21 protein-coding genes are annotated in these 21,796 nt (G+C 60.6%); 9 read left to right on the top strand and 12 right to left on the bottom strand.

The features are described 5' to 3' along the window. Nucleotides 1–27: 27 nt before the first annotated feature. The 5 genes from Q1M54_RS00895 to modA all read right to left on the bottom strand — a co-directional run bounded on the left by Q1M54_RS00895 (nucleotide 28) and on the right by modA (nucleotide 4,739). Nucleotides 28–996, bottom strand: coding sequence for a succinylglutamate desuccinylase/aspartoacylase family protein (locus Q1M54_RS00895; RefSeq protein ID WP_300552577.1), 969 nt, complete (start codon nucleotides 994–996; stop codon nucleotides 28–30). Beyond that, nucleotides 993–1,973 (bottom strand): tripartite tricarboxylate transporter substrate binding protein, encoded by a 981-nt coding sequence (locus Q1M54_RS00890; protein ID WP_300552575.1) that lies wholly within the window; start codon nucleotides 1,971–1,973, stop codon nucleotides 993–995. The genes Q1M54_RS00895 and Q1M54_RS00890 overlap by 4 nt, the downstream gene beginning before the upstream one ends. A 121-nt stretch (nucleotides 1,974–2,094) precedes the next feature. Beyond that, the gene (locus Q1M54_RS00885; protein WP_300552573.1) at nucleotides 2,095–3,264 is read right to left on the bottom strand and encodes an ABC transporter ATP-binding protein; all 1,170 of its coding nucleotides are present in this window, start codon (nucleotides 3,262–3,264) and stop codon (nucleotides 2,095–2,097) included. Further along, nucleotides 3,264–3,941 carry a molybdate ABC transporter permease subunit gene (modB, locus tag Q1M54_RS00880; RefSeq protein ID WP_300552572.1) on the bottom strand — a complete coding sequence of 226 codons (678 nt, stop codon included), beginning with the start codon at nucleotides 3,939–3,941 and terminating at the stop codon, nucleotides 3,264–3,266. Before modB ends, Q1M54_RS00885 begins: the two co-directional genes overlap by 1 nt. A 30-nt stretch (nucleotides 3,942–3,971) precedes the next feature. Next, the gene (gene modA / locus Q1M54_RS00875; protein ID WP_300552806.1) at nucleotides 3,972–4,739 is read right to left on the bottom strand and encodes a molybdate ABC transporter substrate-binding protein; all 768 of its coding nucleotides are present in this window, start codon (nucleotides 4,737–4,739) and stop codon (nucleotides 3,972–3,974) included. Between the two features lie 220 nt (nucleotides 4,740–4,959). Here modA and Q1M54_RS00870 point away from each other — a divergent pair, with 220 nt between their 5' ends. After that, complete coding sequence (locus Q1M54_RS00870) at nucleotides 4,960–6,825, top strand: phosphoenolpyruvate carboxykinase (GTP) (protein ID WP_300552570.1); 1,866 nt, start codon at nucleotides 4,960–4,962, stop codon at nucleotides 6,823–6,825. A 91-nt stretch (nucleotides 6,826–6,916) separates the two neighbouring features. Then, entirely contained in the window at nucleotides 6,917–7,819 is a 903-nt protein-coding gene (locus Q1M54_RS00865) for a DMT family transporter (protein WP_300552568.1), read from the top strand. 12 nt (nucleotides 7,820–7,831) lie between these two features. Here Q1M54_RS00865 and Q1M54_RS00860 read toward each other — a convergent pair whose 3' ends face one another. Beyond that, nucleotides 7,832–8,302: a hypothetical protein gene (locus Q1M54_RS00860; protein ID WP_300552567.1), complete on the bottom strand. Its 471-nt coding sequence runs from the start codon at nucleotides 8,300–8,302 to the stop codon at nucleotides 7,832–7,834. Nucleotides 8,303–8,447: 145 nt separating this feature from the next. On the opposite strand from Q1M54_RS00860, the gene Q1M54_RS00855 reads away from it, so the two are divergent. The 3 genes from Q1M54_RS00855 to Q1M54_RS00845 all read left to right on the top strand — a co-directional run bounded on the left by Q1M54_RS00855 (nucleotide 8,448) and on the right by Q1M54_RS00845 (nucleotide 10,852). Continuing rightward, nucleotides 8,448–9,425 (top strand): LysR family transcriptional regulator, encoded by a 978-nt coding sequence (locus Q1M54_RS00855; RefSeq protein WP_300552565.1) that lies wholly within the window; start codon nucleotides 8,448–8,450, stop codon nucleotides 9,423–9,425. Further along, entirely contained in the window at nucleotides 9,422–10,294 is an 873-nt protein-coding gene (locus tag Q1M54_RS00850) for a metallophosphoesterase (RefSeq protein WP_300552564.1), read from the top strand. Before Q1M54_RS00855 ends, Q1M54_RS00850 begins: the two co-directional genes overlap by 4 nt. A gap of 135 nt (nucleotides 10,295–10,429) precedes the next feature. After that, entirely contained in the window at nucleotides 10,430–10,852 is a 423-nt protein-coding gene (locus Q1M54_RS00845; RefSeq protein WP_300552562.1) for a universal stress protein, read from the top strand. A gap of 10 nt (nucleotides 10,853–10,862) precedes the next feature. Here Q1M54_RS00845 and Q1M54_RS00840 read toward each other — a convergent pair whose 3' ends face one another. Both Q1M54_RS00840 and Q1M54_RS00835 read right to left on the bottom strand, forming a co-directional pair. After that, nucleotides 10,863–11,486 carry a TetR/AcrR family transcriptional regulator gene (locus tag Q1M54_RS00840; RefSeq protein ID WP_300552560.1) on the bottom strand — a complete coding sequence of 208 codons (624 nt, stop codon included), beginning with the start codon at nucleotides 11,484–11,486 and terminating at the stop codon, nucleotides 10,863–10,865. Nucleotides 11,487–11,554: 68 nt separating this feature from the next. Beyond that, a complete protein-coding gene (locus Q1M54_RS00835) occupies nucleotides 11,555–13,123 on the bottom strand; it encodes an alkaline phosphatase D family protein (protein ID WP_300552558.1) in 1,569 nt (522 codons plus the stop codon). 123 nt (nucleotides 13,124–13,246) lie between these two features. Between Q1M54_RS00835 and Q1M54_RS00830 the strand changes: the two genes are divergently transcribed. Further along, nucleotides 13,247–14,137 carry a DMT family transporter gene (locus Q1M54_RS00830; protein WP_300552556.1) on the top strand — a complete coding sequence of 297 codons (891 nt, stop codon included), beginning with the start codon at nucleotides 13,247–13,249 and terminating at the stop codon, nucleotides 14,135–14,137. Between the two features lie 45 nt (nucleotides 14,138–14,182). Next, on the top strand, nucleotides 14,183–15,169 hold the full coding sequence (locus Q1M54_RS00825) for an MDR family oxidoreductase (protein WP_300552554.1): 987 nt from the start codon (nucleotides 14,183–14,185) through the stop codon (nucleotides 15,167–15,169). A 45-nt stretch (nucleotides 15,170–15,214) separates the two neighbouring features. On the opposite strand, the gene Q1M54_RS00820 is transcribed toward Q1M54_RS00825, so the two are convergent. The 4 genes from Q1M54_RS00820 to Q1M54_RS00805 are packed head-to-tail and all read right to left on the bottom strand — an operon-like array spanning nucleotide 15,215 to nucleotide 19,788. Beyond that, nucleotides 15,215–17,665, bottom strand: coding sequence for a xanthine dehydrogenase family protein molybdopterin-binding subunit (locus Q1M54_RS00820; RefSeq protein ID WP_300552552.1), 2,451 nt, complete (start codon nucleotides 17,663–17,665; stop codon nucleotides 15,215–15,217). Continuing rightward, entirely contained in the window at nucleotides 17,662–18,174 is a 513-nt protein-coding gene (locus Q1M54_RS00815; RefSeq protein WP_300552551.1) for a (2Fe-2S)-binding protein, read from the bottom strand. Before Q1M54_RS00815 ends, Q1M54_RS00820 begins: the two co-directional genes overlap by 4 nt. A 19-nt stretch (nucleotides 18,175–18,193) precedes the next feature. After that, the gene (locus tag Q1M54_RS00810) at nucleotides 18,194–19,069 is read right to left on the bottom strand and encodes a xanthine dehydrogenase family protein subunit M (RefSeq protein WP_300552550.1); all 876 of its coding nucleotides are present in this window, start codon (nucleotides 19,067–19,069) and stop codon (nucleotides 18,194–18,196) included. Nucleotides 19,070–19,119: 50 nt separating this feature from the next. Next, nucleotides 19,120–19,788: a carbon monoxide dehydrogenase subunit G gene (locus tag Q1M54_RS00805; RefSeq protein WP_300552549.1), complete on the bottom strand. Its 669-nt coding sequence runs from the start codon at nucleotides 19,786–19,788 to the stop codon at nucleotides 19,120–19,122. Between the two features lie 86 nt (nucleotides 19,789–19,874). Here Q1M54_RS00805 and Q1M54_RS00800 point away from each other — a divergent pair, with 86 nt between their 5' ends. Both Q1M54_RS00800 and Q1M54_RS00795 read left to right on the top strand, forming a co-directional pair. After that, nucleotides 19,875–20,627: a TetR/AcrR family transcriptional regulator gene (locus tag Q1M54_RS00800; RefSeq protein ID WP_300552548.1), complete on the top strand. Its 753-nt coding sequence runs from the start codon at nucleotides 19,875–19,877 to the stop codon at nucleotides 20,625–20,627. 86 nt (nucleotides 20,628–20,713) lie between these two features. Further along, complete coding sequence (locus Q1M54_RS00795) at nucleotides 20,714–21,784, top strand: C4-dicarboxylate TRAP transporter substrate-binding protein (protein ID WP_300552546.1); 1,071 nt, start codon at nucleotides 20,714–20,716, stop codon at nucleotides 21,782–21,784. The last annotated feature ends 12 nt before the right edge of the window (nucleotides 21,785–21,796 follow it).

The following is a 21,796-nucleotide window of genomic DNA, read 5'->3' as shown; positions in this document are numbered from 1 at the left end:
ACAGGCTGGGCCGGGGAAGTGGCTCGGCTAGAGCAGCCGCCGCCGTGCGAAACGCACCACGGTCACGCCTGCCCGGGCTTGTCGCACCGAGGGCATGACCAGCACGCAGTCGTCATAAGGCGTGGTGACAGGCTCGCCATCGTTGTCGCCAATCACCGTGCCCGCCTTGGAGATGCATTCCAGTCCCGTGAACGGCTCGGCGAAACGGAATTTCTCGCTGCGCGCAACTACGGGACCGGTCACTTCTAGGGCCCATTGCTGAGGGGCGCCGGCCTGCCGCCAACCAGGCAGTGCGGCCTGCAAGGCAGAGGCCGAGAGCACACCAGACACTTCCAGAAAGCGGATGCACAGGTCGCGCGCCACATCGCGGCTGGCCGGGTCACCATGAAAGCCGCATTCGATCAACAGCGAGCGCGTCTCGGGTGCCTGGTCATCGGGCAGGCCAAAGCGTCCGTAATCGCGCATGCGCACGCCGTCTTTGTGCCCAGCATCGACCACGATGTGGACCGGGTTGGCGAGCTGACGTGCCAGTTGCAGGTTGCGTGGATGCATACCGGTCAGCAGCAGCGGCGCGCCAGGTTCGTGCATGGAATGCAGGTCCAGCACCCAATCGGCCTGTTGCACCCAGGGTGCGAGCGCGGCCACGCGCTGGCGCTCGAGCGTGCGGGGTTCGGCGATGCGCTCGTCCATCCATTGGCGGTTCATGTCTTCGTCGACAAAACGCGACGCATCGTGGTTCGCCTCGTCAAAGCGCTCAAATGCACTCAGGTTGGCCAACATCAGGGTCAGCCGACCCACCGCAGGGTGAACACCCGCCTCCAGCAGGCCCTTGAGCGCCCAAGCGCCACACAGTTCATTGCCGTGGATGAGGGCGCTGATCAGGACGTGCCGACCGGGTTGGCCCGAGTCGAAATGCCAGACGCCTTCGGTTCCGGTATTGCCCTGGCGCCACATCGAGATATCGGGGCAGGGCAGATCGAATGGAAGCGCTGTCATTCGCGGATCTTGGCAAAGTCAACGATGCGCTGGTACTTGGCGGTCTCTTCGCGCAGGAACTTGTTCATGTCGACCGCGCCTTGGGCCACGGCCGAACCAGAGGCTTCAAGCTTGCTGCGCAATTCCGGGTTTTGCAGGGCATCGGCCAGGCCCTTTCTGAGTTTGGCGGCCACCGGTTCAGGCAGTTTGCCGGGTGCCATCAACACAAACCAGGTGCTGATGTCGGTGTTTTTGAGTGCGGGGTGCTCGGCCAGCGCGGGAATCTCAGGCGTGACCTTGGAGCGGTTCTTTTCGCTGGTGCCCAGGGCCACCACCTTGCCGCTGCGGATGTGGGGCAGACCACTGGAGAGCACGAACACGCCAAACTCCACGTTGTTGCCAATCAGGTCGGTGGCCAAAGGTGCCACACCGCGGTAAGGGATGTGGGTCATGAAGATGCCCGCCTGCTCCTTGACCATTTCACCGGCCAGGTGCAAAGAAGTGCCCACGCCCGAGCTGCCGTAGCTGAAGCGGCCTGGGTTGGCCTTGGCCAGCTTGATGAACTCATCGGTGTTTTTCACACCCATCTTGGGCGATGTCACCAGCACCAGGGGTTGCGAGGCGATCAGCCCAATGGGGGTAAAGTCCTGCCAGCTGTACTTGATGGTGGGCGACACCAAACGGTTGATGGCCACTTCGTTGTTGGCACCCACCAACAGGGTGTAACCGTCAGGGACCGCACTGAGCACCTTTTGCGCACCGATGGCGCCACCAGCACCGCCGATGTTCTCGACCACGACCGTGGCGTTCAGGCTCTTGGCCAGGGCGGCGGCCACCACGCGCCCAGTCAGGTCGGTGCTGCCGCCCGGCGGGTAACCCACCACGATGTTGATGGGTTTGGAGGGGTAGTTGTCAGTCTGGGCGTGGGCCAAGGGGCTGACGGCAACCAGTGTGCAGGCCAGAAGACCGAGGATGCGTCGCACGACAGGGGTGTTCATTGCAGGCTCTTTCATGATGGGGAAAAAAGACATTGTGTCCGACCCAGACCCTCTTGCATGTCAAGTTGAGCAACAGGCCCTGGTTTTTCGGCATCGCTCACCGGGGGGTCTGCCAGACCCGTTAGGTTGTGCGCACCGGCATGATGTGCAAGGCCGCCGGCGCGATCAACAGCTGGACCCAGCCTCCGGCGCCGACCTCCAAACGCCCCAGCAGTCGGCTCGTCAGGTTCAGGGTGATGGTTTGACCGGGCAGGGCTTCGGGCCTGAGCGTGCACAGGCTGATTTCGCCCAGCGACAAGACCTCCAGCAGCTGGCAGCGCAAGCGGGTGTGACCCGGTTGGACCACACTGTGCGGCTGGCCGTCGGCCAGCACGTCCACCTGTTCCCCGTTCAGCACCCAAGTCACGCGGGTGCCGTCGTCGATCTTGTTTTTGTCCAAGACGGCCAGTGCCAAACTGGCGTCTGATGACGCCGCATCGGTCCATTGCAAGCGCCCCCAACCGGCTTGGTCCTTGAAAAAGCGCCCTTCAAAGTGGTTTTGAATGCCCACCAACTCGGCCACCCGAGCATTGCGCGGGCTGGCGAACACACGGGCGGGTTCACCCGTTTGCAGAGTCTGGCCAGCGTCCACGATCACCACACGGTCGGCCAGGCGGCGGGCCTCGGCCAAATCGTGCGTGACCAACAGCATGGGCACCGACACCTTTTGGCGCAAAGCGGCCAACTCGCGGTAAAGCGTCTGGCGCGTGGGCGCATCCACCGCGGAAAAAGGCTCGTCGAGCAACAGGACGCCGGGCATAGCTTCAGGTGCTGAGGAATGGTCTGCTGTTGGCCTAGGCATGACACGCACCAGCGCCCGCGCCAGCGCGACTCGCTGCTGCTGCCCCCCCGAGAGTTGGGACGGTCTGCGCTCACTCAACTCGGCCAGGCCTAAGCGAGCGAGCAACGTCTGCACATCCGCGCCCGACCAGCCCGGCCCGGCGGCCAGCGCCACATTGGCGTGGGCCGTCATGTGCGGAAACAAGGCGTACTGCTGGAACACCAGGCCTGCCCGGCGCGCTTGCGGGCTGAGCTGGACCCCCAATGCCGTATCCAGCCAAGCTTGTCCCGCCACCCGAATATGACCCTGTACATCGGCGGGTGTCCACAAGCCCGCGATGGCGCGCAGCATGCTGGTTTTGCCGCTGCCCGACGGCCCGACCAAGGCCACCAATTCGCCGGCACCGCAGTCGAATTCGGCTTCCAGCCGGATCGGGCTGGTCGAGCGCAATTGCACTTGCAGGCCGGTCATCAACGCTCCTGCAAGGCGCGGCCGCGTTGGCCCACCCGGTCAAAAGCCAACACCAAGGTCAGGGCCAACAAGGACACACTGACCAGCGCCAGCGCCATCACATGGGCAGACTGCAAGTCCATACCCTGCACTTTGTCGTACAGGGACACCGACAGGGTGCGGGTTTCGCCTTCGATGTTGCCGCCCACCATGAGCACCACCCCAAACTCTCCCAGCGTGTGCGCCACCGTGAGCGCCATGCCGGCCAGCAAACCAGGCCACGCCAGGGGCAATTCAATGCGCCAAAAGGTCTGCCAACTTGACAAGCCCGAGACCCAGGCCGCCTCGCGCAGGCTGTGCGGCACCGCCGCAAAGGCCCGCTGAATCGGTTGCACCATGAAGGGCAGGTTGACCAAGACGCTGACCAACAGCAGGCCTTCCAAAGTGAACACCAAACGAATGTCAGAGGCCGCCAGCCACGCGCCCAGCGGACTGCCCTGGCCAAAGGCCACCAAAAAGTAAAAACCGATGACTGTGGGCGGCAACAACAAAGGCAACAACAACAAGGCCTCCACCACCGGCCGCCCAGCCCAGGCGGTCACAGCCAGCCAGCGGGCCAGCGCCAAGCCCACCGGGAGCAACACCAAGGTGGTCAAAACAGCCAATGTCAAGGAAACGTGAAGGGCGGACCAATCCATGGGGTGAAGAATGCGTATACGAGGCTCTGATTATTGCGGCAAGGCATAGCCGTGGCGCACAAAGACAGCCTGGGCTGGCGGGCTGAGCAAAAACCGGTGCCAATTCGCAGCCGCCACACTGGCGCCTTGCAACAACACCATGCGCTGGTGCAGGGGTGAATGCAGATGCACGGGCAAAGGCAAGACCTGCAATGCGCTGGCAATTTCTGGCGCTGTGGCCAGTGCCAGCGCCGTGATACCGGCTTGCGCTGCACCCGTGGCCACAAACTGGGTGGCCTGGCCGATGTTGTCGCCCAACACTTTTTGCGAGGCCGCCAACGGCCCGGCACCCGCCCTTTGCAAGACCTCCTCTGCCGCCACGCCGTAGGGCGCCAGGGCTGGGTTGGCGATGGCGAATTTGTCGTTCGGCTTCATGGCGCGCACCACAGCAACCAAGCCTTGATTCCATGGCAATGCTGAATTTTTAGGCACCACCAAGGCCAATTGACCGGTGGCATAGCGCTGTCCCGCATCCACTGTTCGACCCGATTTGACCAGCTCAGCCACCCAGGCCTCGTCCGCCGAAATGAACTGTTCAACGGGCAGCCCTTGCAGGATTTGCCTCGCCAAATTCCCGGATGCGCCCAGATTGACGTCCACCTGAACACCTGTTTGCAACTTGTAAAGAGCCGCTAAGTCAGCAAGCACAAACTTCAAGTTGCTGGCCGCGGCCACTTTGATGCGAACTTGCGCCAAGGCCCAAGAAGGCCAAAGCAGGGCTCCTGAATACCTAAGGTAACGCCGCCGCTGGTGCCTCATGGACAAGCCATCGTCTCGCATACTTTCATGATTATTTTGCATAGATTTAACGGGGTTTTGGGGCGATCTGGCAAGCAAGAAACGAGCGGTCTCCCTAAAATCGAGACCCTGCTGAGGACTGCCGATAGCCTGTGCTCAGTATCTCAGCCCACAAGCCGTTTTTTCAAAGTCCCCTTTCAGGGCTTTTGAAAAAACGATTTTCAAACTTTGGAGCCTCCCCATGAATTCACCCGCAATGCAGGGCCTGAACCTCGATACGCCCGCGTACGTCAAAAACGCGAAATTGATCGCTTGGGTGGCCGAAATGGCCGCCTTGTGCAAGCCCGCCAACATCTATTGGTGCGATGGCTCCCAAGAAGAGTACGACCGCCTGTGCGCCGAGTTGGTGGCCGCGGGCACCTTCAAAAAGCTCAACCCTGCCAAACGCACCAACTCTTATTTGGCTTGGTCTGACCCATCCGATGTGGCCCGCGTGGAAGACCGCACCTACATCTGCTCGGCCAAAAAAGAAGACGCTGGCCCCACCAACAACTGGATGGAACCGGCGCAAATGCGCGCCACCTTGAACCCACTTTTTGACGGCTGCATGGCCGGTCGCACCATGTACGTGGTGCCTTTCTCGATGGGGCCTTTGGGCTCGCACATCAGCCACATCGGCATCGAACTCAGCGACAGCGCCTACGTGGCCGTGAACCAGAAAATCATGACCCGCATGGGCAAAGCGGTGTTTGACGTGCTGGGCACCGACGGCGAGTTCGTGCCTTGCATGCACACCGTCGGCGCGCCGTTGGCTGCTGGCCAAAAGGACAGCACCAGCTGGCCTTGCAACCCCAGCACCAAATACATCGTGCACTATCCGGAGACCCGCGAGATCTGGTCTTATGGTTCGGGCTACGGCGGCAACGCGTTGTTGGGCAAGAAGTGCTTTGCGCTGCGCATCGCGTCCAACATGGGCCGCGACCAGGGCTGGTTGGCCGAGCACATGCTCATCTTGGGCGTGACCAATCCTGAAGGCAAGAAGTACCACGTGGCAGCCGCCTTCCCCAGCGCCTGCGGCAAGACCAATTTCTCCATGCTGGTGCCACCCGCTGCGTTTGACGGCTGGAAAGTCACCACCATTGGTGACGACATCGCTTGGGTCAAGCCTCACACCGACGGCAAGATGTACGCCATCAACCCCGAAGCCGGTTACTTTGGTGTGGCCCCCGGCACCAACATGAAGACCAACCCCAACTGCATGCTGAGCCTGAACAAAGACGTGATCTTCACCAACGTGGCGCTCACCGACGACGGCGATGTGTGGTGGGAAGGCATGGAGAAAGACACCGGCAAGTTGCCCGACCATTTGATCGACTGGCAAGGCAAGGACTGGACACCCCAGATCGCCAAAGAAACCGGCGCCAAAGCTGCTCACCCCAACGCCCGCTTCACCGTGTCCGCGACCAACAACCCAGCGCTCGACCCCGCTTGGGACGATGCTGCAGGCGTGCCCATTGACGCCTTCATGTTTGGCGGCCGCCGCTCAAGCACCGTGCCATTGGTCACCGAAGCGCGCAGCTGGGCCGAAGGTGTTTACATGGCCGCGACCATGGGCTCTGAGACCACCGCCGCCGCCTTTGGCGCGCAAGGCGTGGTACGCCGCGACCCCTTCGCCATGCTGCCGTTTTGCGGCTACAACATGAGCGATTACTTCCAGCACTGGCTCGACACCGGTGCCAAGGCGCAAGCCGCTGGCCATAAGTTGCCCGCCATGTACTGCGTCAACTGGTTCCGCAAGGGCGAAGACGGCTCGTTTGTCTGGCCCGGCTACGGGGACAACATGCGCGTGCTCAAGTGGATGATTGACCGCTTGGAGGGCAAAGCCCAAGGCGCAGACACCATGTTCGGCATTGCCCCCACTTACGCTGAAATCAACTGGAACGGCATCGCGTTCAGCGCCGAGCAATTCAAGTCCGTGACCAACATCGACAAGGCCTCTTGGCAGGCCGAGTTCAAGCTGCACGACGAGCACTTTGCACAGCTGAGCTACCACCTGCCCCAGGCCTTGCTGGACACCAAAGCCGCTTTGCAAGCGCGTCTGGCTTAAAGATCAGGTTCTGCGCCCATCCGGCGTCTGAGCCTGCGACCGCCCCGGCCACAAACCGGGGCGGTTTTTTCTGGTCCGCACAATCGGTGTCATGTCTTTGTTTCAAACCGCTGAATCCAGAACCCGCATCGCCTTATGGCTGATATGGGTCACGCCCGCCTTGTGGTCCGTCAACTACATCGTGGCGCGCTCAGCCCCAGGCGTGGTAGAGCCCCACATGCTGGCCTTGGGGCGCTGGGCTTTGGCAGGCGTGATCCTGGCCTTTATTGCACGCAGTGAACTGTGGCGAGAAAGGCGCAGCACTCTGGCGGACGGCGGCCGTTATCTGGTGCTGGGGGCCTTGGGCATGCTGATTTGCGGGGCCTGGGTCTACCAAGGGGGCAAGACCACCACCGCCATGAACATCGCCCTGATTTATGCCGCCTCGCCCGTTTTAATTGCTCTGGGCGCCGTGCTGTGGCTGGGCGAGCGCTTTTCATGGCGCCAAGGACTGGGCGTGGTCGTGGCCATGGCCGGGGTGTTCCATGTGGTGGTCAAAGGGCAATGGTTGGTTCTGGCTCAGGTGCAATGGGTGGCCGGGGACGGCTGGATTGTGCTGGCCATGGTGGCTTGGGCCGCTTTTGCCTTGTTGCAAAAAAAGTGGCCCACGCCACTGGGTTCGACGGCGCGACTGGCCGCCATTTGTATGGGGGGCGTGCTGGCCTTGCTGCCCTTCAGCATTTGGGAATACCTGCGGCCTGAGCGCCCTGCTTGGACGATGCAGGCCACTTGGCTGGTCGTGGCCGCCGGCTTGCTGCCAGGCCTGGGCGCTTATTGGGCTTATGGCTTTTGCCAGAAGGTGTTGGGCGCCAGCCGCGTCGCCGCCAGTATGTATCTGGGGCCTTTGTATGGGGGTTTGGCAGCATGGATCGTCTTGGGCGAAGCCATGGGCTGGCACCACTTGATGGGTGCCGCCCTGATCTTGCCGGGCATTTACTTGGCCTCCAAGCGCTGAAGGCGCCGGGGCTCAAATGTAATAAAGACGATCGCGCACCAAACGGGCGGCGCGGCGGTTCATGCGGTTTTCAAAACCCTGCAATGGGCTGCGCGCTTCGAATGCGCGGTCCATGGCCACTTCCAAATCGCGCATCAAACGTGGGTCTTTTTGAGCCATGTCCCACAAGCGCTGGTCAGCACGGCGACGGGCCAGTTGCGCCGACCATGCGTCCATGCTGGTCATCAGGTGCTGCGCCAAAACACGCGTCAGTCCGCGCAGCAACACCATGGCCAACACCGCCACAGCCCATAAGGCCAGCCAAGCCGCCACCAAATGGGACTCGGCCCAACCGTCCAACAAGCGGTCGGTCAGGACCAATAAAGCGGAAACACCCGCAGCCAACAAGACCGTGGCCAAGAACTGGGTCAGGGCAACAGGCGTTTCGGAAGCAGCAGGCAACAGGGTCGTTTGACCCCACATGGTTTTGGAAGCGGTGTTCATTGTGTTTTCCCTTGAATTGATTCTGTGCAATTTGGCATTGCTAATGATTAAAATCTGTCCTCCATCATAGGGTTTCTACGCATATTGTTCAACTTTATATTCATGATGCAGGTCATTCATAATGGTGATAGATAAGTTGGCCAACATGAACACCCCCATTCCTGCCGCCTTTCGCACACTGGACCTGAATTTGCTGCGGGTCTTTGACGAAGTCATGGCCGAACGCAGTCTGACTCGGGCCGCCAACAACCTGTCTTTGACCCAACCCGCCGTGAGCAACGCCTTGCGGCGGTTGCGCGATGCCTTGGGCGATGAACTGGTGCGGCGGCACGGCCACGGCATTGAACCCACACCCCGGGCATTGGTTTTGTGGCCCACCGTGCGCGAGGCCTTGCGACAGCTGCAATCGGCCATCGTGCCCAGCGCATTCGAACCGAAGCTGGCCAACAGCACCTTTGTGCTGGCCATGGCAGACGCCACCGCGGCCGAACTCATGGGCGGCTTGGCCAAGCAAATGGAAGAGCAGGCACCCGACGTGTCACTGCGCGTGGTGCCTTTGACCACCCGAGACCCCCGGAAACTGTTGGGTGACGATGCCGCAGACATGGCTCTGGGCTACTTTCCGGCCGTACTGGCCGACTTAACGGCCCGGGTTCAGTCGGGCGAGGCCATTCCCTACGAACACCAACGCCTGTACTCGGGCGAATACGTGTGTGTGATGCGCAAAGACCACCCTTTGGCCAAACGCCCCATCAGCCTGCAGGATTACTGCAATGCTCGCCATTTGCTGGTCAGCTTTTCGGGGCGCGCCTATGGCTTTGTGGACGAGGCCTTGGCTGTGATCGGTCAGCGCAGGCGCATTGTGCTCACGGTGAATCAATTCTTCACCGCCGGGCGGGTGGTGGTGAACTCCGACTTGCTCACCGTGCTGCCGCGTCACTTTGTACCCACCACCGGCATGGCCAAAGAATTGGCACTGCACGACTTACCCTTTGACGTGCCGCCCGTCCAAGTACACGCCCTGTGGCACAGAAAACGCGAACACGACAGCGCGCACCAATGGCTGCGCGCCCAATTACAACAAGCGGCGCAACAAGCCTTTCGCGCCGAGGACCACGCATGAAGATTCAACTGCTTTCTGACCTGCACCTGGAGTCCAACCCCAACTTCATGCCCAGCCCCGCACCGGGTGCGGATGTGCTGGTGCTGGCGGGCGACATTGGCTCTTATCAAACCGGCTCGGCCTTGAGCAAAACAGGCGATACCGACTTTGGCTTGGCTCGATTTTCACCCCTTCACGGCTGGCCCACCCCGGTGCTATTCGTGCCAGGCAACCACGAGTACGACGGATTGGACTTTGACCAAGCCCACAGCCATTTGCAAGAAACCTGCGCCCGATTGGGCATCACTTGGCTGGAGCGCGAAGTGGTGCAAATGGGCCAAGTGCGCTTTGTGGGTACCACGCTGTGGACCGACTTTGACGCGCTGGGGCCGCTGGCTGGGCAAACCATACCCGACCCGCTCAAGGACAAAATTCCGGCGCACTTCAGCCACCCCAACAGCCAGTTCACTCGCCAACTCAAAGCCCGAGACAAGGCTTTCAGGGCGGCCAACTATTACCTGCGCAAAGCCATGACCACGCGACAGGGCGAAGCTTGGCTGGCCGAAGGGCTGCGCGCGCAAGCGCTGCAGTGCCAAGATTGGTTAAGCCAGGCACTGAACACCCCCTTTGATGGCACCACCGTGGTGATCACGCACTTTGCGCCCAGCTTGCACAGTGCCGATCCGCGCTACGGCCGGGTACCAGGCACCGCCGGGTTTTGCAATGCGCTGGACGCACTGCTGCCGCAGGCGCAGCTTTGGCTGCATGGGCATTTGCATTGCCCCAGCGACTACACCCTGAATGGCTGCCGCGTAGTGGCCAACCCTTTGGGCTATGCCCACAAAAACGAGCAAAAGACCTTCAAACCCCATGACCTGATCAGCCTTTGACAGTGCTGCACAAGGCTTGGCGCATTTGGCCAGGGCCCCCCATGCGAAACAGCGCGTTTCATGACCCAAGTCAAGGCCGCGAGGTCAAAAAAGTCTTATGGTCAAGCCTTGTTTGATTTGCAACAGGAGACCCTCATGAAAATCTTATTGGCCATCGACGGCAGCGAATTCACCAAAAAAATGCTGGCTTACTTAACCACGCACGAAGATCTTTTCAGCAGCAACAACAGCTATACGCTGTTGACCGTGAACCCCCAATTGCCCCCCCGCGCGCGGGCCGTCGTGGGCAAAGAGGTGGTCGATGCTTACCACCGCGAAGAAGCTGAAAAAGTATTGGCCCCAGTCACCAAGTTCTTGCTGCGCCACCACATCGACGCCAAAACCCTGACCAAAGTCGGGCACGCTGGTGAAACCATCTCCAAAACAGCCGACAGCGGTAAGTTTGATTTGGTGGTGATGGGCTCGCACGGCCACGGCACGCTGGGCAACCTGGTCATGGGCTCGGTCGCCACCCAGGTGCTGGCGAACTGCAAAGTGCCTGTGCTGCTGGTGCGCTGAAGCGCGGGCTTCAGCGGGCGTTCAGACCGTCAAAACAGGTGCTCATGACCAAATCGAGAATCTGCTCGTCGGTGTGCTGTTCGCCCATTTTGAGGAACTCCAGCACCGGGTCGCAGGCCCGTGCAAACAAGGTGTAAAGCACGGCCACGGCCGGCAAAGCCTTGTTGATCTGGCCCTGAGCTTGGGCTTCTTCGATCCAACCGCCCAAGGCATCGCTGACTTCCATCAAACCATCCATGTACTCTTTGCTGCCCATCAGGGTCGAGCGAAGGCTGGAGTTTTGGCTGGGCAATGAGGGCATCAGGCCTTGCAGCTTGAGCGTCATGGTCCAGCGAGTCACGAATTTGAGTTTTTCAAGCGGGGCCAAGCTGGCATCGGTACTTTGGATGACTTCTTGCGCCCGGCGCATGGCGGTGACCATGGCGGCGCAGGCCAGCTCTTCTTTGCTGGTGAAGTGCTTGTAAAGGCTGGCCTTGGCGATGCCCACCTCGGCGGCCACTTCGTCCACCGTCATTGCATCAAAGCCTTTTTCAGCCAACAAACGGTTGACCGACTGGATGATCGCGACCTCGCGGGCAGCGAGCATCTGAACTTTGAATGATTTTTTGGGCGCGGACGGGGTTTCGATTTGCATCGGTTCATTTTAGCCGTGCAACCCCAAAAAATGACTCAAGGGTTACCCTTGCATACCAACAGGTCTTTTCAACTGCCGGGCACCACCCCCGCCACACCTTGGCGCACGGTCCAACGCGCCTGCACACCCAACTCGGCATGGGGCATGACAGGATGCGCCGTGGTCATGAATTGCGCCTCCAGGCGTTCAGGCCGGACATCGATCAGGGTGTACCCCCGTTCGTCTGATCGGGCATGGCGAATGTCCGGGTTGTCACGCTGTATCTGCGCCATGACCTTAGGCGACATGCCACGAGTGCTGACCGAGGTGGTGACCAACTCGCTGGCCACCACGGGCGAGCGCTCATCGCCCGGCTGCACACGCAACTGGGCAGCCACGTTGGCGTGCACATCGCCCCCCAACATGACCACATCGCTCAAACGCGCATCCGCCATGGTTTGCAACAGCCGCGTGCGCGCGTGCGGGTAACCGTCCCAACCGTCGGTGAAAGCGCTGCGGCCCAAAGGGGTCTGAAAGCCGCTGGTGGCCATCAGGGTGGATTGCGCCAACAATTTCCAGCGCCGCTGGCTTTGGGTCAAGCCCGCCGTGAGCCATTGCTCTTGGGGCAGCCCCAACATGCTGCGCGCAGGGTCGTTCAGGGCATCGCAGCCCATGACCACACGGCCCCCGCCCCGCATCAAGTCGGGGCAAGCATGGTGGTCGCGGTACTGACGGCAGTCCAGGGTCCACAAGTCCGCCAAGCTGCCCCAGGCCATACGGTCGTGGATGCGCATTTGGCTGGGCTGCTGGGGGTCGGGTCCCAAGCGCAAGGGCATGTGCTCAAAGTAAGCTTGGTAGGCCGCCGCTCGGCGCTTCAAGAACAACGCCGGGTCGGTGAAGTTCCGGTCCAGGTCGTTGGCGTAGTCGTTGACCACCTCGTGGTCGTCCCAAGTCATGAGCCAAGGGTGGGCCGCATGGCAGGCCTGCAGGTCGGGGTCTGACTTGTAATGGGCATGGCGGGCGCGGTATTCGGCCAAAGAAAACGGCATGCCGCTCTCATGCGCGCGGATTTTGTGCTGCTTGTTGCTGCTCTCGTAGATGTAGTCGCCCACAAACATCACCAGATCGAGGTCTTGAGCGGCCATGTGGCGGTGCGCCGCATAGTGGCCTTGCTCGTAATGCTGACAAGACGCCAAACCCAATCGCAAGCGGCGCACGGCCTCATTCAAGGCAGGGCTGGTTCGGGTACGCCCCACCGGGCTGACCGCATTGCCACTGACAAAGCGGTACCAATAGTGCCGCCCCGGCTGCAGGTTATCGGCCAGCACGTGCAAGCTATGGCCCCGGCTGGCATCGGCGCTCAGGCGCCATTGGCGCACCGTTTGGCGCAAAGCCTCGTCTACAAACAGCTCGCACACCACCTCTGTAGCTTGCGCACGCTTGGCGGCATCGGCGTCGTCAATGCGCAAACGCGTCCAAAGCACCACACTGCCCGGCTGCGGTTGGCCACTGGCCACACCCAAACCAAAAGGATTGGTCTGCCAACGTGGCGGCGCACTTTGCGCCTGCACACCAGGCGTCCACCACGGGGCCAAGGCCGCAGCCAACGCCATGCGGTACAGATCGCGGCGCGACCAAGGCGCGTTGGGTTTGGACATGATGGGCAAAGGCTTCAAAGGGTTTGGGGCATGGTTTGAGGTCGATTCTCCCTGTTTATCAAGAAACACCGCACTTATCACGGGTGACAGAGGGTGTGGGCTGGTGACGGCACAATCATTGTCATGAGCACATCGACCCGCCCCCGCAAAGAAAACCTAGACGCCCTGGCGGTCGGTATTTTGCTGGTGTGCTGCATGTTTTGGGGCTTTCAGCAGGTCTTGGTCAAAGCCACCGTGGCCGAGTTGCCTCCCGTGTTTGTGTCGGCAGTGCGCGGCTTGGGGGCCACGCTGCTGCTGTGGCTGTGGTGCCAGTGGCGGGGGGTTCGCCTGTTTGCGCGCGACGGCAGCTTGTGGGCTGGCTTGCTGGTGGGTTGTTTGTTTGCTGCCGAATTTGCCTTTATCTATATGGGCTTACAACTCACCACCGCCTCTCGGCTCACCGTGTTTTTGTACACCTCTCCCTTTTGGGTGGCCGCACTGGTGCCCGTTTTCATCCGAACTGAACGCTTGAAACCCCTGCAGTGGGTGGGCATGGGCTGCGCTTTTGCAGCCGTGGTGTTTGCGCTGCGCGAAGGCTTTGGCGGCGGTGGCGCCATGGGCGATTTGATGGGCTTGGCCGCAGGTGCTTTGTGGGGCCTGACCACCGTGGCCATCCGCGCGTGCAACCTGACACGCATCTCGGCCGAAAAACTGCTGTTTTACCAATTGGCCATCAGCACCTTGGTGTTGGTGGGCGTCTCACACGGCATGGGCGAGCCTTGGGGCGGCAGCTGGAGCAGCTTTGCCATCGGTTCGGTCGTGGTGCAAACCGTGATCGGTGCGTTTGCCAGCTATTTGGCCTGGATGTGGATGCTGGGCCATTACCCGGCCACCAAGATTTCGGCCTTTGTATTTTTAACGCCGCTGTTCGCCTTGCTCTTTGGCATGCTCTGGCTGGGCGAAGCCGTGACCCTGACGCTGGCTCTGTCTTTGGGGCTGGTGGCCATGGGCATTGTGCTGGTCAACCGCAAATGATCGCCCATCATCACCCGTGAACGTTTCGCTTTTTGAAAGAACCCTATGACTTACCAAGCCCTGCAAATCCACAAAGACGACACCGGTTACCGCTGTACCTTGCAGTCGCTCGATGACACGGCCCTGCCAGAAGGCGATGTGACGGTACAGGTGGACTACTCCACCCTGAACTACAAAGACGGCTTGGCCATCACTGGCAAGTCGCCCGTGGTCCGCAAGTTCCCGCTCACGCCAGGCATTGACTTGGCAGGTACCGTGACCGACAGCCAGCACCCGTTGTTCAAAGCGGGCGACCAAGTCGTGCTCAATGGCTGGGGCGTGGGCGAAAGCCACAGCGGCGGCTTGGCGCAAAAGGCGCGCTTGAAAGGCGACTGGCTGGTGAAACTGCCTGCCGCCTTCACCCCGCGTCAGGCCATGGCCATAGGCACCGCGGGCTACACCGCGATGCTGTGCGTGATGGCGCTGCAAAAGCACGGCGTCACACCGGACAAGGGCGACATTTTGGTGACGGGTGCGGGCGGGGGCGTGGGCAGCGTGGCCATTGCGCTCTTGGCCAAGCTGGGGTATCGCGTGGTGGCCAGCACCGGCCGCTTGCAAGAAGCCGACTACCTGCGCCAGCTGGGCGCGGTCGACGTGATGGACCGGGCCGAACTGTCTGCCCCCGGCAAACCCCTTGCCAAAGAACGTTGGGCCGGCGTGGTGGACACCGTGGGCAGCCACACCCTGGCCAACGCCTGCGCCAGCACCAAATACGGTGGCGTGGTCACCGCTTGTGGCTTGGCGCAAGGCATGGACTTTCCGTCGAGCGTAGCGCCCTTCATTTTGCGCGGCGTGACGCTGGCGGGCATTGACAGCGTCATGGCCCCACGCGCTGTGCGCGAAGCGGCCTGGGCGCGACTGGCGCAAGACCTGGACACCGCGCAACTGGAACGCATGACCCGCGAAGTGGGTCTGGCCGACGCCATCGACCTGGGCGCAGAGATTTTGGCAGGGCAGGTGCGCGGGCGGGTGGTGGTGAACGTCAACCGCTGAGGCGCTGTTTCAAAAGAGCCCTCGGGCGATTGAAGCATCACACGCTCAAGCCACCCGACCCAAGGCGCGCAGCACTTTCTCTGGCGTGATCGGTTGCGACCAGAGCTGCGCCTTGAACGGTGCCAAGGCATCGTTGATCGCATTCATGACCGCAGCAGGTGCACCCGCAGTGCCTGCCTCGCCTGCGCCTTTGGCCCCCAGCTGGCTGCTGCGTGTAGGTGTCTGCACGTGCGCCACCTCGATGTCGGGCATTTCGCCGCTCATGGGCACCAGGTAGTCGGCCATGTTGGCGTTGCGCATGAGCCCTTCTTCGTCGTACAGGCACTCTTCAAACAACGCGCCACCGATGCCCTGCACAATGGCACCCCGAATTTGCTCGTCCACGAGTTTGGGGTTGAGCACGCGGCCGCAATCCTCGACCGCCCAGTGTTTGAGCAGCTTCACAAAGCCGGTGTCCGGGTCCACTTCCACATAAGAGGCCTGCACACCATTGGTGAAAATAAAGGGGTAGTCGCGCTGGGCATAGTGGCGCGTCACCATCAACTCCGGCGTGAAGTCATGGGGTAAAAGGTCCGAACGGAAGTAGGCAATGCGGCCGAGTTCGGCAAAGTCCAGCACCGACGCCAGCGTCTGGGCGTCCACCACATGGCCACGGCGCACGGTCAATTCGGCCTCGCTGCGCTTGAGGATGACAGCCGCCAATTTGAGGATGTTGGCGCGAAGTGCTTGGGAGGCCAGCAAAACCGCCTCACCGCCCACACCCGCACCGCGCGAGGCCCAAGTGCCGCCGCCGTAAGGCGTGACATCGGTGTCGCTCATGATGAGTCGGACTTTTTCAAGATCAACGCCGACACCGTCCGCCGAAATTTGTCGGTAAATGCCGTCATTGCCCTGGCCCTGTTCGCCCACGCTCACGCTCACGCTGATGGCACCCGAGGGGTCCAAGCGGATGGTGCAGCCGTCCTGAGAGGCAATGCGCGCACCACCCACCCCATAAAAAGCCGCACTCGGGTTGGTGAGCTCAATCAATGTCGCAAAGCCAATGCCGCGGTAAATGCCTTGTTCACGCAGCTGGGCAATCTCCGCCTTGAGACGCGGGTAATCCATCATCTTCTCGATCTTGCTCAGGCACGCCTCATGCGACAAGACTTCGAGCTTGATGCCGCTGGCCCCTGTGGTGGGGTAAGCATCATCCGGAATCACGTTCTTCTTGCGAAACTCCAGCGGGTCCATGCCAATGGCTCGCGCCGCTTGATCAACCAATCCTTCGGTCACTGCGCAAGCGATGGGATGCCCCACCCCACGGTACTGGCAAGTGGGCGTTTTGTTCTGAAACACCACGTCCAAGTGCGCCCTGTAATTGGCGTGTTTGTAGGGTCCGCCCACCAAATTGACCACCTGGTTGCCCTCGATCGCGCTGGTGCGCGGGAACATGGAGTACGGACCAATGCCCGTCAAGTCGTACATCTCGAAAGCCAGGATCTCTCCGCTCGTGTTGGCGGCAATGCGGGCCGTGACTCGGTGGTGACGGGCGTGAATGTCGCTGGTGAAACTCTCCATGCGATCGGCCACAAACTTGACTGGGCGACGGCACATCATCGACAAGGCCACCGTGGCAAAGTCATCCGGATACGCATGCACCTTGATGCCAAACGAGCCGCCCACGTCCTTGCAAATCACCCGCACTGCGTGTTCAGGCAAGTCAAACTGCCTGGCGTACAGGTCCTGCATCATGTGCGGTGCTTGGAATGAGTGGTACACCGTCAGCTTTTGATCGGCAGGGTTCCAATCGGCAATCTGGCAACGGGGCTCCAAGGTGACGCCCGTGTGTCGCCCGAATTCAAAGGTGGTCTCGACCACCGCATCGGCCTTGGCAAAAGCCTCGTCAACCTGGCCCACATTCAGCTTGCGGGTGAAACAGAGGTTGTCACCCAGCTCCGGATGGATGAGGGGCGTCGCCGGGTCCAGTGCGGTCTCCATGTCCACCACCGCTGGCAGTTGTTCGATCTCGACGTGGATGAGCTGCAGCGCGTCCTCGGCCTGCTCTCGCGTTTCTGCAACGATCGCCACCACCGGCTCTCCCTGCCAGCAGGCACGGTCCAAAGCCAGCGGATACTGCGGCGCCGATTTCATGCCCGCCAAGTGGCCCAGAACCGCCACCCATGGCTTGCATATTTTGGCCAGGTCATGGCCATCGGCGACCAAGATTACCCCGGGCATGCTGCGCGCAGCAGCGGCGTCAATGTGGGTGATCTTGCAATGCGCAACGGGGCTACGCCAGTAAACAACATGGGCCATTCGGGGCAGTTCCATGTCGTCGATGTAGGTGCCCTGACCTTGGACCAATTTGCGGGCACTCGGGCGTTCAACGCTTTGGCCAATGTAGCGGGGGTCCTCGGTCAATGCATGCAAAGGCTTCTCTTCATGGCCGACTTTTGGCGAATCTTCCACTTCAGGGCCCGCATTGCCCGACATGTTCTGTGTGATCGTGTTCATGCGCTCACCTTTTCGGATGGACGGCTGGACGAATTCTTAGCGCGCTCGGCCAAGGTTTCGCAAATGGCATCGACAATCGCGTGATAGCCGGTGCAGCGGCAATAGTTGCCACTCATCCACTCACGCACCTCTTCCCGGGTCGCATCGGGTTTGGCCTCCAGCAACTCCTTGGCCGCCATCACCATACCCGGCGTGCAAAACCCACACTGCAAGGCGTTGTTCCTGACAAAGGCATCCTGCAAATCACGCACATCACCATCGGCACTGAGGCCTTCGATCGTGCGAACCTTGCCGCCCTGGGCTTGAACGGCCAGCGTCAGGCAACCGCGCACGATGCGTCCATTCACCTCGACGGTGCATGCGCCACAAACACCGTGTTCGCAACCCAGATGAGAGCCTTTGAGACCCAATTCGTTTCGAATGAAGTCCACCAAATGCTGGCGAGGTGCCACGCTGCGCACTTGCGCTTGACCGTTGACTTCTACGTGAAGTGTTTGAAGAGATGGCATGAGTTTCTCCCGGAATAGTTCAGGCAGCGATCGCGCTGCGGCTGGCGTGTGCAGCCGATAGCAAACGGCGCGCCAGTACGGTGGCCAAATGCCGCTTGGTTTCGGGGCTGTGGGTCAGGTCTGGGAGGGGGTCGAGCTCGGCCTTGAGTGAAGCCACCGCAATTTCCACCGTTGCCAAATCCAGCGTCTTGCCCACAAGCAGGGCTTCGGTTCGGCGTGCACGCCAAGGGATCGCACCAATACCGAGGAAGGCCAGATTCACACGCTGAGCCACTGTGCCCGCGAAGCTGGCAGCCACAGCCAGACCTGCCACCGCGTAATCGCCATGGCGTCTTGCCAGTTCATCGAAAGCAAACCAGTCCGCCTGACCCGCCAGAGGCACATCGGCCCCGACGACGACTTCATCAGGACCGAGGGCGGTCGTGTACAGGTCCATGAAAAAATCAGTGGCCGAAATCTTGCGACGGCCAGTGGGGCTTTGCAGGTGAATTTGCCCATCCATGGCGCAAAGGCAGCACGGCCATTCAGCCGCAGGGTCCCCATAAGCAATCGAGCCGCCCCAGGTGCCCGAGTTGCGAATCGCTCGGTGGGCGATGTGCGGGGCTGCCATGGTCAGCATCGGGGCATGCTGGCTGACCAGGGCGCTGTTTTCAATTTCAGTGTGCGTGGTCAGTGCGCCAATGTACAGACGGTCACCCTCTTGGCGAATGCCCCGCAGCTCATTCAGGCCCGTGATGTCAATCACCAGTTTCGGTTCGGACAAACGCATGTTCAGCGTGGCCAGCAGGGTCTGTCCACCCGCCAAAATTCGGGCGTCATCCCCGTGGGATTGAAGCAGCGCGAAGAGCTCGGCCATCGCGGCGGGCTTGACGTAATCAAATGCAGCTGATTTCACGGTGGGTCTTCCAGTTTTTGTGTTCCATATCGGCCAAACAAGGCCCCGTCTCAGAGCTGAGCGCCGAGCCACACGCCAACGGCTGTGGCCAATACCCCCAAGGCAAACCATTTCACACGCAACCATTCCGTGTCGTCTGGCGATTTGCTGGTGGGCGGGTGCGCAACAGTCGCTTGAGCCCCAGTCAAATCTGCGCTTCGGGTCTGTGCAAGCACTGGGCTCACTTGGGCCGCTTCAGGCGTCTCAGGCGCTGTCGGTAGCTGGTCGGCTTCCGGTTGGGGTGGCGCTAGATGCAACTGGAAAGCATTGAAAAACTGATCCGCCATCTGCTTGGCGGCCCCGTCAATCATGCGCCCCCCCACCAAGCCCAGCTTGCCAGCCACCGAGGCCTGAACCGTGTAATGCAACCGTGTGCTCTCGCCCTCATCGCTGAGTTCGACTTGCGAGCGACCACGGGCCATTCCGGCTGCACCACCAGACCCCTCGAAAGTCATGGCGCAACTTTCGGCCTCGACCACGTCGGTCATCAAAATGCGGCCGCTGAACTTGGCGCGAACCGGCCCCACCTTGACCATCATGCGAGCGGTCTTTTCAAGGGGGCCCACCTGCTCCACAGCCTCGCAGCCGGGAATGCAAGCCGTCAGAACAGCCGGATCATTCAGCGCCGCCCAAACACGCGCTCGAGCCGCGTTAATTAAAACATCGCCTGTCAATTCCATGGGGTGATCTTTGGGGTTTTCACGGGGTTGCTTTGTTTACCATGCGTTCAATAATCCTATTCCAAATTGACCATACGGTAAATAGCATGCCCATACAGACAAACCCTGAGCGGGCGCTTGACCCCGCTGCAGGGTTAGCGTCCGAGCCTCCCCGAATGCGGCGGCGGTTGTGTGTTGCCGAGCGTGAACGACAAATTTTGGATGGCGCGATTGGCTTTTTTGCACAAAACGGATTCGGCGCTCAACTGCGAGATTTGGGCCGCAGCATCGGCGTCACACACGCCCTTCTGTACCATTACTTTCCCACCAAACAAGCCTTGATCGACCGGGTTTACTTGGAGGTTTTCGAGGGGCGCTGGAACCCAGATTGGGAAGCCTTGCTGGATGACCCCGAGAAAACGCCAGAAGAAAAACTCACCGGCTTTTACGACGATTACATCAACTCAGCGCTGAACCGCGAGTTCACCCGTATCTTGGTGTTCTCGGGCCTTTCCGATCACGACATCACCGACAGGTTCTTTTCGCTTCTTCGCCAGCGACTGTTCCCCCGTCTGATCCGCGAAACCAGACGCTTTCGCGGCTTGACCAGCAGGGCCAAAGCCAGCGAACGTGAGTTGGAACTGCTGATGGGGTTGCACGGCGGGTTTTTTTACATCGCAATGCGGCGCTGGATTTACGGCCAAGGTGTGGCCAACGATCAAGCCCCCGAACGTTTTTGCCATTCACTTGTGCATGACCGCGTGCTGGGCTATTTGATCGCCAGTCAGACATTGTTCGGCCAAGCCCCTACTTCGGCAGCCCCTAAGACCCTTGGCGGCACAAGAAAACGGAATCCATGAAAAATTTTTCACCCCGCTGCAGCCTACCGGTTGCGGCAATTACAGCGCGGCAATGGACTGCCGCTATTCAACCAAAAGGAGAACGCATGAAACTCAACAAGTTGGCCCTTTCCGGGTTGATCGCGCTCGGTTGCGCAACTGCTGCCAGCAATGCAGTCGCCCAACAGCGCATCAACGTCAACATCGGTGCAAGTCATCCGACCACCAACATTTGGGCCTACGCCATGAAAGAGGTGTTCCAGCCCGAAGTCGACCGGCTGCTCAAAGAAGGCGGGGGCAAGTTTGAAGTGCGTTGGCGTGAAAATTACGGCGGAACGCTCTACAAGTTTTCTGAAACACGCGCGGCCGTCAAGGACGGCATTGTGGACGTGGGCATGGTCGGTACCGTCTGGGAAAACTCTTCCATGCCTTTGCAGAACGTCACCTATTTCACACCTTTCGCCACCACCAACCACGAGATGCTGATCAGCATTTTCGACAAGCTCAACGACACGCACCCCGCGCTCAAGGCCAGCTGGACCGCGCAAAACATGGTGCCTTTGTCGTCTCTGATCACAGACACTTATGACATTTACGCGAACTTCCCTGTGACCAACATGGCCGCGTTGCAAAACAAGAAAATCCACGCGCCGGGTACATCGGCCAACTGGATGCGCGATACCGGTGCCACGCCCGTTGAAGGCGCCTTGACCACTTACTACACCAACATTCAGACGGGTGTGACCCAAGGCGCCCTGAGTTTTGCCAGCGGCATTGGTCCTGCCCGGGTCTACGAAGTGGCCAAGTATTTGACACGCGTGGATGTGGGTGCCATGTACTTGGGCAGCGTTGCGGCCAACAAAAGCTTCTTTGACAAATTGCCCAAGGAAGTTCAAGAGGCCTTCGTCAAGGCTGGCAAGGCCACATCGGTCGCCCACGGCAAACATGTCACCACCTCCGCTGTGAAAGCGATGGAAACCATGCGCGCCGCCGGCCTTCAGGTGTCCGATCTTCCGGCCGCTGAGCGCACCAAATGGATCAACGGCCTGCCTGACATCGTCACCCCATGGCTGCAGACCACGGGCGATGCGGGCAAGTCCGTGCTTCGCGCTTACTTTGACGAATTGCGCGCTCGCGGTGTGAAGCCTCTGCGTGACTGGGACAAAGCGGCCCGCTGACCCACCACTTGA

It is taken from the genome of Limnohabitans sp. Rim8 (assembly GCF_943326455.1).
Lineage (GTDB): Bacteria > Pseudomonadota > Gammaproteobacteria > Burkholderiales > Burkholderiaceae_C > Limnohabitans_A.
The sequence above is the reverse complement of the archived record's forward strand: the minus strand, read 5'-3'. Positions and strand labels throughout refer to the sequence as shown.

Coding starts and splice junctions, on each gene's coding strand:
- Q1M54_RS00895 (WP_300552577.1), bottom strand. CDS start 996: ATGACAGCGCTTCCATTCGATCTGCCCTGCCCCGATATCTCGATGTGG.
- Q1M54_RS00890 (WP_300552575.1), bottom strand. CDS start 1,973: ATGAACACCCCTGTCGTGCGACGCATCCTCGGTCTTCTGGCCTGCACA.
- Q1M54_RS00885 (WP_300552573.1), bottom strand. CDS start 3,264: ATGACCGGCCTGCAAGTGCAATTGCGCTCGACCAGCCCGATCCGGCTG.
- modB (WP_300552572.1), bottom strand. CDS start 3,941: ATGGATTGGTCCGCCCTTCACGTTTCCTTGACATTGGCTGTTTTGACC.
- modA (WP_300552806.1), bottom strand. CDS start 4,739: ATGAGGCACCAGCGGCGGCGTTACCTTAGGTATTCAGGAGCCCTGCTT.
- Q1M54_RS00870 (WP_300552570.1), top strand. CDS start 4,960: ATGAATTCACCCGCAATGCAGGGCCTGAACCTCGATACGCCCGCGTAC.
- Q1M54_RS00865 (WP_300552568.1), top strand. CDS start 6,917: ATGTCTTTGTTTCAAACCGCTGAATCCAGAACCCGCATCGCCTTATGG.
- Q1M54_RS00860 (WP_300552567.1), bottom strand. CDS start 8,302: ATGAACACCGCTTCCAAAACCATGTGGGGTCAAACGACCCTGTTGCCT.
- Q1M54_RS00855 (WP_300552565.1), top strand. CDS start 8,448: ATGAACACCCCCATTCCTGCCGCCTTTCGCACACTGGACCTGAATTTG.
- Q1M54_RS00850 (WP_300552564.1), top strand. CDS start 9,422: ATGAAGATTCAACTGCTTTCTGACCTGCACCTGGAGTCCAACCCCAAC.
- Q1M54_RS00845 (WP_300552562.1), top strand. CDS start 10,430: ATGAAAATCTTATTGGCCATCGACGGCAGCGAATTCACCAAAAAAATG.
- Q1M54_RS00840 (WP_300552560.1), bottom strand. CDS start 11,486: ATGCAAATCGAAACCCCGTCCGCGCCCAAAAAATCATTCAAAGTTCAG.
- Q1M54_RS00835 (WP_300552558.1), bottom strand. CDS start 13,123: ATGTCCAAACCCAACGCGCCTTGGTCGCGCCGCGATCTGTACCGCATG.
- Q1M54_RS00830 (WP_300552556.1), top strand. CDS start 13,247: ATGAGCACATCGACCCGCCCCCGCAAAGAAAACCTAGACGCCCTGGCG.
- Q1M54_RS00825 (WP_300552554.1), top strand. CDS start 14,183: ATGACTTACCAAGCCCTGCAAATCCACAAAGACGACACCGGTTACCGC.
- Q1M54_RS00820 (WP_300552552.1), bottom strand. CDS start 17,665: ATGAACACGATCACACAGAACATGTCGGGCAATGCGGGCCCTGAAGTG.
- Q1M54_RS00815 (WP_300552551.1), bottom strand. CDS start 18,174: ATGCCATCTCTTCAAACACTTCACGTAGAAGTCAACGGTCAAGCGCAA.
- Q1M54_RS00805 (WP_300552549.1), bottom strand. CDS start 19,788: ATGGAATTGACAGGCGATGTTTTAATTAACGCGGCTCGAGCGCGTGTT.
- Q1M54_RS00800 (WP_300552548.1), top strand. CDS start 19,875: ATGCCCATACAGACAAACCCTGAGCGGGCGCTTGACCCCGCTGCAGGG.
- Q1M54_RS00795 (WP_300552546.1), top strand. CDS start 20,714: ATGAAACTCAACAAGTTGGCCCTTTCCGGGTTGATCGCGCTCGGTTGC.